This is a genomic window from Micromonospora sp. NPDC047793, assembly GCF_040642635.1.
In the GTDB taxonomy this organism is placed as follows: domain Bacteria; phylum Actinomycetota; class Actinomycetes; order Mycobacteriales; family Micromonosporaceae; genus Micromonospora.
Window position 1 is genome coordinate 1 of sequence record NZ_JBEYSG010000001.1, and the last position, 16,001, is coordinate 16,001.

At 72.6% G+C, this 16,001-nt stretch carries 10 protein-coding genes and 1 rRNA gene; 7 read left to right on the forward strand and 4 right to left on the reverse strand.

Annotation, left to right across the window (positions count from 1 at the left end):
• A 5S ribosomal RNA gene (rrf, locus tag ABZ738_RS00005) occupies positions 1–94 on the forward strand; the annotation flags it as partial.
• Positions 95–251: 157 nt separating this feature from the next.
• A complete protein-coding gene (locus ABZ738_RS00010) occupies positions 252–455 on the forward strand; it encodes a hypothetical protein (protein ID WP_131053217.1) in 204 nt (67 codons plus the stop codon).
• A gap of 84 nt (positions 456–539) precedes the next feature.
• Here ABZ738_RS00010 and ABZ738_RS00015 read toward each other — a convergent pair whose 3' ends face one another.
• Entirely contained in the window at positions 540–2,354 is a 1,815-nt protein-coding gene (locus ABZ738_RS00015) for a VanW family protein (RefSeq protein WP_131053216.1), read from the reverse strand.
• 145 nt (positions 2,355–2,499) lie between these two features.
• Entirely contained in the window at positions 2,500–3,747 is a 1,248-nt protein-coding gene (locus ABZ738_RS00020; RefSeq protein WP_201272377.1) for a polysaccharide biosynthesis protein, read from the reverse strand.
• Between the two features lie 161 nt (positions 3,748–3,908).
• Between ABZ738_RS00020 and ABZ738_RS00025 the strand changes: the two genes are divergently transcribed.
• A complete protein-coding gene (locus ABZ738_RS00025) occupies positions 3,909–4,664 on the forward strand; it encodes an FkbM family methyltransferase (RefSeq protein WP_131053215.1) in 756 nt (251 codons plus the stop codon).
• 45 nt (positions 4,665–4,709) lie between these two features.
• Here ABZ738_RS00025 and ABZ738_RS00030 read toward each other — a convergent pair whose 3' ends face one another.
• Positions 4,710–6,620, reverse strand: a complete 1,911-nt coding sequence (locus ABZ738_RS00030; RefSeq protein ID WP_131053214.1) for a hypothetical protein — start codon at positions 6,618–6,620, stop codon at positions 4,710–4,712.
• A gap of 139 nt (positions 6,621–6,759) precedes the next feature.
• Between ABZ738_RS00030 and ABZ738_RS00035 the strand changes: the two genes are divergently transcribed.
• A complete protein-coding gene (locus tag ABZ738_RS00035) occupies positions 6,760–8,478 on the forward strand; it encodes a hypothetical protein (RefSeq protein ID WP_131053213.1) in 1,719 nt (572 codons plus the stop codon).
• Positions 8,475–8,636, forward strand: a complete 162-nt coding sequence (locus ABZ738_RS00040; RefSeq protein ID WP_161594961.1) for a hypothetical protein — start codon at positions 8,475–8,477, stop codon at positions 8,634–8,636. The genes ABZ738_RS00035 and ABZ738_RS00040 overlap by 4 nt, the downstream gene beginning before the upstream one ends.
• Positions 8,637–8,696: 60 nt before the next feature.
• On the opposite strand, the gene ABZ738_RS00045 is transcribed toward ABZ738_RS00040, so the two are convergent.
• Positions 8,697–9,857: a glycosyltransferase family 4 protein gene (locus ABZ738_RS00045; protein ID WP_236145730.1), complete on the reverse strand. Its 1,161-nt coding sequence runs from the start codon at positions 9,855–9,857 to the stop codon at positions 8,697–8,699.
• A 246-nt stretch (positions 9,858–10,103) separates the two neighbouring features.
• On the opposite strand from ABZ738_RS00045, the gene ABZ738_RS00050 reads away from it, so the two are divergent.
• Complete coding sequence (locus ABZ738_RS00050; protein ID WP_131053211.1) at positions 10,104–11,771, forward strand: substrate-binding and VWA domain-containing protein; 1,668 nt, start codon at positions 10,104–10,106, stop codon at positions 11,769–11,771.
• The gene (locus ABZ738_RS00055) at positions 11,768–15,997 is read left to right on the forward strand and encodes an alpha-(1->3)-arabinofuranosyltransferase (protein ID WP_357210000.1); all 4,230 of its coding nucleotides are present in this window, start codon (positions 11,768–11,770) and stop codon (positions 15,995–15,997) included. Before ABZ738_RS00050 ends, ABZ738_RS00055 begins: the two co-directional genes overlap by 4 nt.
• Positions 15,998–16,001: the final 4 nt, after the last annotated feature.

Below are 16,001 nucleotides of genomic sequence, written 5' to 3' on the forward strand. Positions count from 1 at the left end.
AACGCCCGGTTACATTCCGAACCCGGAAGCTAAGCCCTCCAGCGCCGATGGTACTGCACCCGGGAGGGTGTGGGAGAGTAGGACACCGCCGGACATCTTCTCGATTTAGGGCCACCCCCACGGGGGTGGCCCTAAACGCATTTGTGGGCCGACCGCTACAAGCCCGACCGCTACAGCCCGACCGTGGCAGCCTGAACCGGGGCAGCGCGGCGGTGATTCATGAGGGGTCCGTCGTTACCTAGACTTGCCGGATGAGGCAGGCGATGAAGGATCTGACCCTCTCCGAACACTCCCATTGGTTCGGCTTGGGCCCTCTGGCGTTCGCCGTCCTGGCGGGCATCCGCGCCTTGGTGGCCGACGAGCCCTTCGCCCGCTGGGCATGGACCAGCATCGCCGTCCTCATGCTGATCCTCTGTGCCGTCTACGTCATCTGGGCGAAGAAGAAGCGCTCCTGAGCCCTGTTAGGAAGGGTCCCCTGCTATGCACGAGGCGTTAGCAGGGGACCCTTCCTTACACGCGGGCGTGGTGGAGAGTGGACGTCAGGTGCCTGGCTCCTTGGCGCAGATGAAACGCGGCTCGGCACTGTACGTCCAGGTGAACTTCTCCCGCTTGACGACCTTGCCGTCCTTCTTGATGACGCGGAAGGCGTCCTGGGTGAAGCCCTGGCTGCCGCTGGCGGGGATGCAGGTCGGGCCCGGCTCCAGGTAGACGGTCTTGGAAGACGTGATGTTGCGTCGCGGGCTGTACTCGGTCTTGACGCTGTCCCAGATCTTCGTGCTCCAGATCGACACGGTGAGCGAACTGCCCGTGTACGAGGTGTCGATCAGAACGCCGTGATCGGTGTTGTTGCGGAACTTGAAGTCGAGGTTGGGCCAGAAGATGGTCGACTCGATGACCGAGGGGTAGCGACTGAAGTAGTACGAGTGCGGCTTGTGCTCGACGTCTTCGAGACCGGCGTAGTACGTGGCGTTGAACAGCGTGGTGGTGAACTGCGAGGTGCCACCACCGACGCCCGGCACCAGCTTGCCGTCCATGATGACCGGCGCGTCGCGGTAGCCCTGGGCGTACCCGCGCTCACCGGTGTGCCCGTTGAGCGAGAACGTCTCGCCCGGCAGCACCACGGTGCCGTCCACCTTCTTGGCGATCGTCACGATGTTCTGGCTGCGTGCCGAGGAGAGGCCGCCGGTGAAGTGGGTGGTGAAGGAGGAGACCTTCTCCTTGATGCCGAGGCCGCCCAGTTTCTCCGCGGTGAGCTTCGGCTTCTTCTCCGTGAGCTTCGCCGAGATCGTGCGGTCCTCGGTGCGGGGCAGGACGGCCATCAGGTCGTCGCCGAGGCTGCTGGTGTCCACCTGCTGGCCCGCGCGTCCCTCGACGACCTTCGGCTTGCCGCCGGAGATGGTCATCGTGGCGTCCCTGGGTGCCACCTCGACCTCGTTCAGCCGGTTCCCCAGGGCCGCCCGCAGCCGCTTCATGTCGATGCCGGCAGTGAGCTTGCCGCTCTTGTCGGCCTTGAAACGGAGGCCCTTCGCGATGGCCGACGTCGGGATGTTCACCGAACCACGGTCGGTGGTCAGCTTCACCGGCGCGGCGACCGCCGGCTCGGCCAGCTCGCGTACCAGGCGGTCCACCTCCTCGGCCGAGGTGGCCGGGTGGTTCTCCACCAACGGCACCGTCACCGGCTGACCGCTCAACCAGCCCGCCTTGACCACGTCGGCGGAGTGCTCCGGGTCGACCGCGAGGCTCGGTTTGGGGTGACGCACCTTCGGCTTCGTGCCGGTGAACGTGATCGCCGGCATGGTCATCTTGCGGCCCTGGTCGCCGACGAGCTTCTCCAACTCGGCTTCCAACTTCGGCACGTCGACGGAGACCACCGGGTCGACCTGCCGTGAGCCGACCAGCCGGTCCACCGCGTGTGCGTCGGTGGCCGCCGCAGCCGCCACCGTGGCGTCCACGTCGACGGTGAGCCCCACCTCGGCCGGGTTGATCTCGGCGGTCCGCTCGCCGATGCGTACCTGGATCGGGGCGGCGAGTTCGGCGGCGCGACGGTCCAGCTGCGCCCGCAGTTCACGGGCCGCGTCGGTCCGGCTCCGACCACCGAGCTCGGTGCCCATCACGCTGGTGCCCCGAGGCACGTCACCGGCGTACGCCCAGACGGTGACCGCGCCCACCGAGGCGAGCACGGCGGTGGCCACCCCGGAGGCGAGGAGCAGGCGGAACCGGCGCGGCCGGCCCGGTGTGCCCGGCTGGGCAGGGCTCGCCTCGGGCTCCGACCGCGCGTTCGGCCAGTCGACCGCGGTCACTTCCACGGTGGGCCGATCGTCGGCGGGGGGCTTCTTCTCGCCGTACAACGTCACAGCAACCTCTTCGGGGAACTACCGCAGGGGGATGGGACCCACCCGGAAGACAACTACGGTAACCAACGGTGCGGCCGACGGGGAGTCCGAGTGACCCGTCAGTCGTCCAGGGAGGCCGTCCAGCAGGTCGAGGCGGTCGTCACGGTCACTCCTGGTGATCGCTCATTCCCTTCCGGGTCAACGGGCCGCGACGGAAGACGAGCCAGCCCATCACCAGCGCGGTCCCGGCTGCGGTGGCCAGGGCGCAGGACAACACGCCGGTGACGGTGCGTGGCGCGATCAGGGTGGCTGCCACGGCCAGCACGGCCGACGCCACCCACAACGGGAGGGCCGGCCACCGGGCGACGGTCGCCACCCGATCGTTGACGAGCATGAACACCACCGCGTAGAGGGCTCCGGTGGCGGCGAACAACGGCGCGAGCCCGGCCAGGTGCCGGTAGTCGGCGCCGCCGGCGAGCTGGAACGCCGTCTCTCCGCCGATGGCGGCGGCCGCGACCAGGACCGCGCCGCAGGCCAGGATCAGTCCCAACGCCACCACGCGGGCCCGGCGGTCGTGCCGGGCCAACCGGGGCAGCACCAGCAGCGTGACCACCTGGGGTGCCCAGAGCGCACCCTTGGTGAGGACCGCGCCGACCGCGTACGCGCCGGAGTCGGCCGCCGGTAGCAGCTGGCGGGCGAGGAGAAGGTCGGCGTACGAGATGGTGAGCATCGCCAGCGTCGCGACGCAGGCGGTCGTCACCTGGCGTCCACCGAGTCTCCCGGAACCGGTGACGCCTGCGGGAGCCGACGGAGGCGTCACGCCGAGGGACGGTGCGGCGAGGCGGGCCAGGACCGGGATGGCGAGCAGGCCGGTGAGCGTACCCAGCAGCAGGCAGACCACCGGTCCCCGACCTGCCAGGAGGCCGACGACCAGTCCGCCGTAGCGGCCGGCGGCGAGTACGGTCATCGCGGCGGCGAGCCGCAGGAACCGCTGGTCCCCCTGGAGTTCGCCGAGCCAGCGGCCGCTGAGCACGGTGGCGAACGTGGTCGCCGCGAGCAGCAGGGACAGCGTCACCGGCAGTCGCAGGACCACGGAGAGCACGGGTGCGGCAGCGAGCGTGGCCGCCGCCGTGTACGTGGCGGTACGCAGAGCCAACCCGGCCTCGCCACCACCGCCGAGGCGGGCCCGGTGCGCCGCCACCGCGATCTGCAGACCGAAACCGGGAACGGCGGCGATCGCCGCCAACGCGAGCACGGTGGCCAGGGCGCCCAGATCGGCCGCGCTCAGTCGGCGTGCCCCCAGCACGGGTACGACGTACGCCAGCGCATTGGTCGCCAGGGTGGCGACGGTGGCGGCGGCACCGGCCGCGCCGAAGCGTACCGTCGTGGCGTCCTTGCCCGTGGTCCGTGTCATGCCACTCCGCGTCGTGCCGGCGGGCCGGCGGACCCGTGCGGGTCCGGCCCCGGGCGGATCCGAGTCGGGGAGACGGCCCCGACCGGCAAGACCCTACCGGCCGGTAGCTGTCTCCGACAGACCCTGCCCCAGCGGCCGGTGAGCGTCTAGTGTGCTGCCCCATGGCGTCGACGAAGCTGTCACCGGCAGCGACCTCCGGTGTGGCGGCAATCCTCCCGCAACGGCTGCTCGCCGGGGCGATCCGCCGGGTCTACCCCCGGGTGGAACCGGAACTGGCACGGTTGGCCGACTTCGTGCCGGCCGGCGGCACCGCCGTAGACGTGGGCGCCTGGTACGGGCCGTGGACGGCGCGGCTGGTACGCCGTGCCGACCGGGTGGTCGCGGTGGAGCCGACCAGCGCCCTGGCCGGTCAGCTCCGGGTGGCGTTCCCGGCCGTGGAGGTGGTCGAGGCTGCCGTCTCCGACCACGAGGGCACCGCGACGCTCTATCTCCCCGAGGGCGGGGCGATCGTCGGTACCTCGTCGTTGGAGGACGAGACGCAGGGCCACCCGGTGTCCGTCCGGCGGATCACGCTCGACTCGCTCGGCCTCACCGACGTGCGGTTCGTCAAGATCGACATCGAGGGCCACGAACTGCCGGCGCTGCGGGGCGCGGCGGAGACCGTCCGGCGGGACCGTCCGGTGCTGCTGATCGAGGTCGAGGAGCGGATCCAACCGATGGAGCCGCTGGTCGACCTGCTGACCTCCTGGGGGTACCGGGGGTACGTGCTGCCCGACCGGCAGTGGATCCCGCTGGCCGACTTCGACCTCGGCGGGCACCAGCGCGAGTCCATCGCGCGGGTCGGCCAGAGCTTCGCCCGACGGGTCGTCTGGCCGCGTCCGCGTTACGTCAACTCGGTGCTGTTCCGTCCCGAGTGACCGAGGGTCGGGTCCGCCGGGTGGCGTACGGACCGGTGTCGAGGGCTACCCCTCCGGCTTGGGTGCCGGATCGCCGATCGCGATCTCGTTCGTGCAGAGCGTCAGGTCGGTGCCGGTCACCGTCAGCTCCACGCTGTCCCCGCCGCCCACGATCCGGAAGAAGCGCTGGTTCAGCCCCTTCCTGATCGGGAACACCGCCTCACCACTGCCCAGCCGCAGCGTGGCCGTGCCGTCGGCCGAGCTGAGGTAGCCGACGCGTACCACCCAGTGCCACGAGAAGCGCGGTTCGTTCAGCGGTATCCGGACCGTCTCGCCGCCGGCCACCAGGTGACCGCAGCCCTCGCGGGGGCCGGGCTGGATCGTGCTGCCCACGACCGTGGCCACCTTGACCCGGCCCAGCCCGTCGAGCACCGACGGGTGCTCGGCCTCGTCGACGTAGGTGGGACGGGCGCCGAGTGCGCGGAAGAAGCGGGACTGGAGGTTGTACGGCTCCGAGAGGCGCGGCACGACGTTGTCCGGGACCGGGGAGTCGAAGAAGACGGTGTCGGGCGGCGCGCTGGCCAACTCGATCCGCACCGTGTCGATGTACGACCGTCCGGACTTCGCCGCCCACTCGTCGCCGTACCGGGAGGTCGTCCAGGCGGTGCCCAGACCGGCGGCGACCAGGACCAGCGCGAGCCCGATGCCCACCGGCTCCCGGTAGCGCTCCGGCAGCGGACCGGACAGCCCGGGTGGCGGTGATCCGGCCGGTGCCGGCGTGACCGGCCCGGTGTCGGGCTGTGCGGTGTCGGCTGGCGCGGCGGCGGGCGACCGGGCCAGCCCGACCACGGCGACACCGAGACAGATCGCGGCGACCACGACCACGTCGCTGACGTACCGGGGAACACCGCCCGCCACGCCGCTGAAGGCCGACCCGAGCCGGGTGGCGGCCAGCATCGCGGCCACCATGACCAGGTACGCGACGAGCAGCAGCCAGGCCCGTCCGGCGCGCGGGCGAAGGCGGACCGTCGCCACGACCACGGCGACGACGACCACCCAGCTCATCCAGGTGCCGATCTCCGGCGGTGCGGTGACCGGTGCGCCGTCACCGGCACCGAGCCACTGCCACGGCCCGCCCACCAGACCCGGCACGACGGTCGAGTTGAGCATCTGGGTCAGGAACGAGAAGACCTCGTCGGGAGAGTCCGGCCGGCGCAGGGAGGACTCCGACCGGGTCAGGTACGCGGCCATGAAGACGAGCGAGAGCACCGTCAGCAGCAGCCATGACGGCCACCAGCGACGGATCGTGGTCCAGACGGTGCGCAGCGGGCCGCCGTCGGCGTAGAGGGCGGCGGTCAGCAGGAAGACCAGCGCCACGACCAGGATCGCCTTCTCGAAGAAGAAGAGCCCGAACAGGACGGAGAAGGCCAGGGCCACCAGGTGCCGGGGCCGCCGGGTCCGTACGTAGTCGACCTGTGCGCGGATCGCGAGCACCATGGCGATCTGCATCGGCAGCATGTTGACGCCGACCGCCCACCAGGACGTCGCCTCCAGGGTCAACGGGCTGAACAGCAGCAGTCCGAGCGGGAGGAGGATCAGCCACGACGGCTGGAGCAGGCGGCGCAGCAACTGGAGGAAGACGACGCCGAGGACGGCCTGACCGATCGCCATGAGCAGCACGTACGGCCAGTAGTGCAGGCCGACGTACTCGGTGACCAGCCAGACGATCAACCGCCCGCCGGGCATGAGGTGGTTGTTGTAGAGCGCGAACAGGTGCGCGACGGTCAGGTCGGACTCCGCAGCCTGGGTGATCAGCACGTAGTCGTCGGCGGCCAGGAAGCCGCGGAACGCCACGTGGGTACGCCAGAACACGCTGAGCGCGATCATGGCCAGCGCTGTCGCCCGGATCGGGTCGCCGCCCCACCGGCCGGCGGTCCGGTCGGGTGCCGCCGTCACGTCCGCCCCCGTCGATGTCATGGCGGGAAGGGTGTCACATCGGGCGTGCCGCCCCCCATCAGGCCAACGGATGGTTCGACGGCTGCGGCGGCACCGCGCCGCGTACAGTGGCCGCCACCAGCGCGGCCGATACCGCGCCCGGCTGTGATGGGGTCGACGGATGCGGGAACGGCTGGTGCCGCACGCGGTGGCGGCCTCCGTGGTGGCGGTGGTGCTCGCCCCGCTCGCCCTGCCCGGTTACGTGTTGCGGTACGACATGGTGTTCGTGCCTCGGCAGACACTGAGCTGGGAGCTGATCGCCCCGGCCACCGCGCTGCCCCGGGCCGTGCCGCAGGACGCGGTGGTGGCGCTGGCGGGGCAACTGGTCCCGGGATGGGTGCTGCAACGGCTGGTCCTGGTGGCGATCCTCTATCTGGCCGCGCTGGGTGCCGCGCGGCTCGTCCCCACCGGGCGGGTGGCCGTGCGGGCGGTGGCGGCACTCGGGTACGCCTGGACTCCCTTCCTGGCCGAGCGGCTGCTGATCGGCCAGTGGGGGTTGCTCGTCGCGTACGCGGTGCTGCCGTGGCTGCTGAGGGCGGCGATCGGAATCCGCGCGGGTGAGCGGTACGCCCTGCATCGGCTGCTGCTGTGCGTGGCGGCCTCGGCGATCACACCGACCGGCGGGCTGCTCGCGCTGGTCGTGTCGGCGGTGCTGCTGGTGGGGCGGTACCCGGGGGCGCTTCGGGCGGCGTCGACCGGGTTGGGCGTGGCGGTGCTGCTGAACGCGCCGTGGCTGGTGGCGGGTGTGGCCGGGGCGGGTGACGCGCGCTCCGATCCGGCCGGGGTCGCCGCCTTCGCGGCGCGGGGCGAGAACTGGGCCGGCCGGTGGGTGGCGCTCGCCGGCACGGGTGGCATCTGGAGCGCCGATGCCACCCCGGCCTCCCGGGCGAGCTGGCTGGTGCCCCTGGCCACGGTGCTGGTGCTGGCGGTCGCCGGGTACGGCGTACCGCTGCTGCGGCGTCGGTGGGCCGGACCGGTCGTCGTGCGTCTCGGTGTGCTCGCCGTGGGGTCGTGGCTGGTCGCGGCACTGGGCGTCCTGCCCGGCGGGGCGGCGCTGCTGAGCTGGTCGGTGGCGACGGTGCCCGGCGCCGGTCTGGTGCGGGACGGACAGAAACTGCTGGTGCCGTACGTCCTGGCGCTGGCCGTCGCCGTGGCGTTGGGTGCGGAGCGTGCCGCCGGGCGACTGACCGCCCGTTTCGACGCCGCCACCGGGCGGGTGTTCCTGGTCGGTGCGGCACTGCTGCCGGTGGCGGTCCTGCCCGACCTGGCGTTCGGCGCTGCCGGTCGACTTCGTCCGGTGAGTTGGCCGGCCGACTGGACGACGGTGAGCCGACTGGTCGCCGAGCGTCCGGGCGAGGTCGTATCGTTGCCGTTCCAGCAGTACCAGATCTACGCCTGGAACGACGGTCAGGTGGTGATCGATCCGGCACCCCGCTATCTCGCGGTGCCGGTGCTGATCGACGACACGCTGCGGGTGGGCCGCACCTCGGTCGCCGGTGAGGACGTGCGGGCGGCGCGGCTGCGCGAGGTCCTGACGGCCGGGCAGCCGGTGGTGTCGGCCAACCCTCGTTGGGTGCTGGTGCAACGGGCGGCCGGGCCGCCGCCGGACGCGGTCACGCTGGACGGCCTGCGCCTGCGGTACGCGGGGACCGAGCTGACCCTCTACGAGAATCCGTTGTGGACCGCCGCACCCGGACCGGCGCGGCCGGGGCCGGTCGGCCTGGCCCATCTGCTGGCCGCTACGGCGCTGCTGGCCGTCGGTCTTTCGGGCACTGCGCAATGGTGCTACCGCGTGGTAACGTCCCGGCACGCGAGTCCCGCGGAAGGAGAAGGTGGATGAAGAACCTGCCTGCGTTCATCGCCGTCGGGGTACTCGGAATCGTGCTCGGCATGCTCGGCAGCGTCGGTCTGACGAACGTGCTCAGCCCGTCCGCCAAGGAGGCCGCGAACTCCACGGTGAGCGAGCAGACCGAGGCGCCCCTCTACGGCACGCGCTGACCTGAGAAGTGACGACGGGGTGTCCGCATCTGCGGGCACCCCGGTCGCCGTGCCCGGACGTCAACCGGTGGCAGCGGTCGCCCGTGCCACCAGCTGTGCGAACCGCGCCCCGGTCGCGGCCCAGGTGAAACGGGCGGCGTGCGCCAGTGCGGCCTCGCCCATCGCCTTGCGTCGGACGTCGTCGCCGAGCAGGTCACGGACCACCGTGGTGAACTCCGCCTCGTCGTCCACCAGCAGGCCGGTCCGGGTGTCGACCATCGCCTCGGCGACGCCACCGGCGTAGCGGAACGCCACCGTCGGGGTGCTGCGCGCCGCGGCCTCCACGATGGTCAGGCCCCACCCCTCCTTGAGCGACGGGGTGAGGGCGATCCAGGCCGAGCAGAGCAGCCCGTGCTTCTCCTCCTCGCTGACGAATCCGGCGAACCGCACCTGGTCGGTGATGCCGAGCGACGCGCACAGCTCCCGCAACGGCTCCTCCCACCAGCCCTGCCCGGCCACCACCAGTTCGAGTTCGGGCAGTTCCCGGGCGAGCGCGGCGACGGTCCGCAGCGCGATCTCCACCCGCTTGTGCGGGACCAGGCGGCCGAGCACCAGGAGCGAGGGGTGCGGCGTACGCGGCCACGCCGGGCCGATCACCGGCGGCGTGCCGTTGGGAACCACGTCGATCCGCTCCGCGGCCACGCCGAGCGAAGTCAGTTCGGCCCGGCTGGCCTCGGAGACGGTGACGTAGCGGCAGCGCCGATAGAGCCGTACCGCCAGCCAGGACTCGATCCACCAGCCCAGCCGGGCCATCCACGGGCCGAACACCACCGGCCACTGCTCCCGGTGCACGTGGTGCACCAGCGCGACGACCGGCCGTCCTGCGTACAGCGGGGCGAAGAAGGGCACCCCGTTGCACACGTCGACGACCAGGTCCGGCCGGCCCAGTCGGCGACGGCTCAGCGGTCCCAGCCCGAACCGGCCGGCGATGCAGGTCAGCGCCGCGCGGAGGTAGACGGTCATCCGGGTGCCCCGGCGTAGCACGCGGACCCCCGAATCGGTGGTGCCGGCCGTCGCGGCGGCGTCGTGCGCGGCGCAGAGCAGAGTCACCCGGTGCCCCACGGCGACCAACTCGGCGGCGATGCGCTCGATGTAGACCTCCGACCCGCCGCCCTCCGGGTTGGTGGTGTCGCGCCAGTTGAGGAACAGGACGTGGCGGGAGGGGGTGCCGTTGGTGTCCACGCTGCTCCTACTGGTGAGTAACTGAGCACGATCGCGCCACCCTAGGACCGCCCGGCCCGAGTGCGCAATGGGCAGTTCCGGCCGTGACGGCCCATGACCGTCCATCGATCGGGGGTTTGCCGACGGACGCAAACCTTGGCAGGGTGTGCAGCGCAACCGCCCGCGATCGCCGAGTCCTTCGCTCGTGGTGGCGTTGTGACCTGCGTCGAAAGGTGGGCGCAGGGCTGACGAGGAGGTGAGGCCGCGATGGTGGCCGACCGTCCCGCGCCGACGCGGGCCCCGTTCCACCGCTCGCCGGTGGTGCTGCTCAGCGCCGCGCTGGCGGTGGTGCTGACCGGCTGGGCGGCGGTGGCCTACGTGCGTGCCGACCGGGGCACACCGACCTGCGTCGACCAGGTCCGGCTGCGCGTGGTGGCCGCTCCGCTGATCGCTCCCGCGCTCGACCGGGTCGCGCGGGTGCGAGCCGGCAGCCAGCCGTGCGTCTCCGTCGAGGTACGCACCTCCGAGTCGGCCGTCGTCGCCCGGGACCTCGCCGACGGCGTGGAGGTGGCCGAGGTCTGGGTACCCGAGTCGACCTTCTGGCTGCGACGGGCGCGGGCGGCGGGGGCGTTCGAGGTCGCCGGGCAGGGCACCTCCATCGCGAGCACCCCGGTGGTGCTCGCGGTGCCCGATCGACTGGCCCGCCGCTCGGGTTGGCCGGACGAGCGGTTGACCTGGGCGGCGCTGGTCGGGTCCACGGCACGTGACGTCGAGGTGGGTGTGCCGGACCCGGCGGTCGACCCGGCCGGGTCCGCCGCACTGCTCGGCGTACGGGTGCTGGCCGACGAGAACCGGGACTCGGCCGCGACCACGACGGCCACCCTGCGCGCACTCGCGAAGCGGACGTTCAGCCCGGACACGCCGGAGGGCTCGCTCACGCCGGGCCGACCGCTGCCCGGCGGGGCCGATGCCGTCGCCGTCACCGAGCAGGCCGTGCGGGAGCACAACGCGTTGGCCGGCACCGACAAGCTGGTCGCGGCATACCCGGAGATCGCCGTCCCCTGGCTCGACCTGCCGTACGTGGTGCTGCCCGCCACCCAGGGACGGGCGCGGGACGCCGCCGCCGGTTTCCTCACCGGTCTGCTCACCCCGGCCGCCCAGCAGGTGTTCACCGGTTACGGGTTCCGCACCTCGGCCGGTTTCCCGCCGGCCGTGCCGGACGACGGCCGGTTGCTGGGGCAGGAGCGGCGGCCGGTCCCGCTGCCGGCCGAGGACGTGGTCACCGAGGTGCTGACCGGTTGGAGCGGCGTGCAGCGCAGCGGCCGGATCCTCACCCTGCTGGACGTCTCCGGCTCGATGGCCGCGCAGGTGCCCGGTGAGGGCAGCCGGCTGGAGGCGACCGTCCGGGCCGCCGAGCAGGGGGCCGCGCTGCTCCTCGACAACAGCGAACTCGGCATCTGGACCTTCTCCACGAAGCTCGACGGCGACCGGGACTACCGGGAGATCCTGCCGGTGGGCCCGCTGGGTCCGCAGCGACGACTGCTCGCGGAACGGTTGGCCGCCGTCCGGGTCACGCCGCAGGGCGGGACCGGACTGTACGACAGCACGCTGGCCGCGTACCGGGACGCACGCCGCAACTGGACGCCCGGCCGGATCAACCTGGTGCTGGTGATGACCGACGGTCGCAACGAGGACGACGAGAGCATCAGCCGGGCGGCACTCCTCGCGGAGTTGGCGCGGTTGCAGGAACCCCGCCAGCCACTGCCGATCATCTTCATCGGACTCGGTGAGGACGTCGACCCGGCGGAGCTGACGGCGATCGCGGAGGCGACCGGGGGACGGGTGTTCGTGACCAGGCAGCACGGCGGGATACGCCGCATCTTCTTCTCCGCCCTGGCCGACCTGGGCTGCCAGCCCCCGGAGTGCCGCAGGTGAGCCGGCTGCTGTCGGCGCTGCGCCGCTCGCCCGGCACCGCGCTGTCGATGCTCCTGCTCACCGTGATCGCCTTCGTGCAGCGGCCCGGCCAGGTCACCTTCGACACCAAGCTCGACCTCGCCGCCAACCCGATCCACTTCATGGCCCGCGCGCTGCACCTGTGGAACCCGGAGGCCACCTCCGGGGAACTCCAGAACCAGGCGTACGGCTACCTCTTCCCGATGGGTCCGTTCTTCGCCGTCGGGCAACTGCTGTCGATTCCACCGTGGATCACCCAGCGGCTCTGGACGGCGCTACTGCTCGTCGCCGCGTTCTACGGGTTGCTGCGGCTGGCCCGCGCGTTGGGCATCGGCAGTGAACCGACCCGGTACGCGGCAGCGCTCGGATACGCGCTCGCCCCGCGCATCCTGACCGAAGTCGGTGCGCTCTCCTCGGAGACGCTCGCCGCCTCGATGCTGCCCTGGGTGCTGCTGCCGCTGGTCACCGTGCGCCGGATCGGCTCACCACGGCGGGCCGCCGCACTCTCCGCGCTGGCGGTGCTCGGGATGGGCGGGATCAACGCGGCCGTCGTGCTGCTGGCGCTGCTGCTCCCCGGCATGTGGTTGCTCACCCGCCGCTTCGACGCCGCGCATCGGCGCCTGGTCGCCTGGTGGTGCCTCAGCGTGGTCGGGGTCTGCCTGTGGTGGATCGTGCCGTTGCTGCTGCTCGGCCAGTACAGCCTCCCGTTCCTCGACCACATCGAGTCGTCCACCACGACCACGGCGGTCGCCTCGCTGTTCCAGGCGGTGCGCGGCACCAACCAGTGGGTGGCGTACATCGTGCAGGGCGAGCCCTGGTGGCCCGCCGGCTGGTTGCTGATCGACCATCCCGTGCTGATGACGCTGACCGCCGTGATGGCGTTGATCGGCCTGGCCGGGCTGGCCGGCAACCTGCTGCCCGAACGACGGTTCCTGGTGGCCGGCTTCCTGGCCGGACTGACCCTGCTCACCGTCGGTTACGTCGGCGCGCTCGACAGCCCGGTCTCCGAGCAGGTGCGCGGGCTGCTGGACGGTCCGCTGGCACCGTTCCGCAACGTCCACAAGCTCGACCCGGTGCTGCGGCTGCCGCTGATGCTCGGCTTCGCGCACGGTGTCGACGCGGTGGCCACCCGGCTGCACCACGCGCTCGTCCGACGCCGACCCGGGCTGCGGCTCCGGCCGCTGGTCCTCGTGCCGGTGCTGCTGCTCGTGCTCGGAGCCGCCGCACCCGCGTGGCTGGGCCTGCTGCGGCCCGGGCCCGGCTGGTCCGACCTGCCACCGCACTGGCGGTCGGCGGCGACCTGGCTCGCCGACCGCGACGCGCTGGCCCGGACTCTGGTGGTGCCGGGCACCAGCTTCGGGCAGTACCAGTGGGGACGCACCGTCGACGAGCCCCTGCAGGCGTTGGCCGGGGCACCATGGGCGGTACGCCACCAGGTGCCGCTCGGTTCGGCCGGGAACACCCGGATGATGGACACCGTCGAGGAGGCCCTGGCCAGCGGTCGGGGCTCGGCGGGGCTGGCCGACCTGCTCGCCCGCTCCGGTTTCCGGCACCTGCTGCTGCGCAACGACATCGACCGGCCCCAGGTCGACGCGCCACCGGTGGCGGTGTTGCGTCGGGCGCTGGCCGACTCGCCGGGCATCGTCCGGGTGGCGACCTTCGGCACCACCGACGTCCTGGCCCCCACCTGGAGCAGCCCGGTCGACGACCCGGCGGGCACCCTGCCGGCGGTCGAGGTGTACGAGGTGCAGCGACCGGTCCCCGCCGCCTCGGCGGTGCTCACCGCCGACGTGCCCACGGTCAGCGGGGGCCCCGAGTCGCTGCTGCCCCTGCTGGAGCAGCGGATGGTGGAACGGGACCGGCCGGTGGTGCTCGCCGGCGACCGGGAGCGGTATCCCGACGCCACCGGTGACTCCTGGATCGTCACGGACGGGTTGCGGCGTCGCGAGCGGGACATCGGCCGGGTCCGGGACAACCTCTCCCAGACGCTGGCCGCGAGCGAGCAGGGGCGGCTCGGTCGGGTCGCGCTCGACCTGCTGCCCTTTCCCGACGAGCGACACCAGACGACCGCCGTCTACCAGGGCGTACGCGAGGTCAGTGCCTCCTCGGCGGTGAGCTTCGTGGACTCCTTCGGCCCGGCCGACTCGTCGCGCCTGCCGTTCGCGGCACTGGACGGCGATCCCGGCACGGCCTGGCACTCGGCACCGCTGGGCGGCCCGGTCGGCCAGTGGCTCCAGGTGGACCTGGACACACCGCGTCCGGTGGACGGTGTGCGCCTGGCGTTCGTCAGCGACCTCGCGGTGGGCTGGCCGGTGACACGGTTCCGCCTCACCACCGACCGGGGCTCGGTGGACCACGAGGTGGCCCAGACCCTGGGCGCCCACTCGTACTACACCCTTCCCGGCTCGACCAGCCGCGTACGGGTGACGGTGTTGCAGGTGGCCGACGGTCGAGTCGACGGTGGTGTGGGCATCCGGGAGATGACCATCCCGGACACCGAGCCGACGCGTGGCCTGCGTGTGCCGACCGACCTGCCGGACACCACGTCCACGCCGGTCAGGTGGGCGTTCAGCCGTGGCGCGGCGCACCGGCCCGCGTGTCATCCGAGCCCGGTCGACGGTGCCGGGCCGGCGGTGGGAGACAGCGTGATCCGCTGCGACCGGTTCCTGGCCAGGGCCGGTGAGGAGCCGTCGGGTCTGGACCGGGTGTTCCGGAACCCGACGGCGGGCACCTACCGGATCCAGTTGCGGGCCGTGCCCCGGCCGGGCGGCGAGTGGACGATGCCGGAGAGCGAGCTGACCGCCACCTCCTCGTCGCAGCTCGGCGGGGACGCGGCGGTGGCGGCGTACGCGGCGGTCGACGGTGACCCGGGTACGGCCTGGCTCGCCGGTACCGACGACCTGCGTCCCACCCTGCGGCTGAGTTGGGCGGGGCAGCGCCGGATCGACGAGGTACGGCTGCGCGCCGCCGACCTGCCGGTGGGCTCGTTGCCGCGACGCGTCGAGATCCGCACGCCGCAGCGGGAGGTCACGGTGCCGGTCGACGCCGACGGTGTGGTCCGCTTCCCGGCGGTCCGCACCGACCGGATCGAGATCGTCGTGCTGGAGACCGAACACCGCCTGGCGGACGAGCGTGTCAACGGCTGGCCCGCCACCGCCGGCATCGCGGAGGTGGAGATCCCGGCCCTGACCGACCTGCTCACGCCGATGGCCGCCGACACCCAGGTGGTCGAGGGCTGCGGTGACGGGCCGATCGTCGAGATGGACGGCTTCCGCTACCGCACCTCGGTGACCGCCAACCTGGCCGACGTCCGGGCCGGGCGGCCGGTGCCGGTGCGGGTCTGCGGCGAGGACGGTGCGGTGCTGGACCTGCCCGCAGGCAGTCACCGGCTGGTGACCTCGCCGTCGGCCGGGTTCGTCGTGCAGGACGCGACGCTGCGGCCGGACGGCGACGTGGCCGCCGCGCCACGGCATCGGGAGGTCGAGGTGCGCGACTGGGCGCCGACCGACCGCACGGTCATGGTCGCGGCGGGCGAGCAGGCGCTGCTGGTGGTGCCGGAGAACGCGAACTCCGGCTGGACGGCCACGCTGGACGGCGAGCGGCTGACCACCACCCGCGTCGACGGGTGGCAACAGGCGTGGGTACTGCCGGCCGGCGCCGGCGGCGAGGTCCGACTCGTCTTCGCGCCCGACCAGCCGTACCGCGTCGGCTTGGGTGCGGGCGCGTTGACGGCGGCCGGGGTGCTGGTCCTGGCCGGGTGGCCGGCCCGCCGTCGGCCTGCGGCGGACGGCGACATACCGGACGGCGTACCCGCCGAGACGTCTCCGTGGGCGATCGGAGCTGTGCTGCTGGCGCTGCTCGTCGTGCTGGGCGGGGTGCTGCCGGTGGCCATCGTGCTGGCCGCGATGGTGCTTCGCCAACTGGCCCCGCGCGCCCTGCCGGTGGTGGTGCTGGGCGGGTTGTCCGTCGCCACGGCGGTCGCGGTGACCGGCCGGTTGCAGGGGTACGGGCAGGACTGGGCGTACGGGACGTGGGTGCAGGCGGCGATGCTGGTCGCGATCGGTGCGGTGGTCGCCGCAGTGGTGCCGGTCCCCGGTGTACGCGCAGCGCCCCCCGTACCGGATGATGTGACGCCGGTCTCACCGGTGGAATCGCCCGGTGTGGCCGGCGCCGACAGCGAGGGCGAGGACGGGGCGGTGGCACGGTGACTGC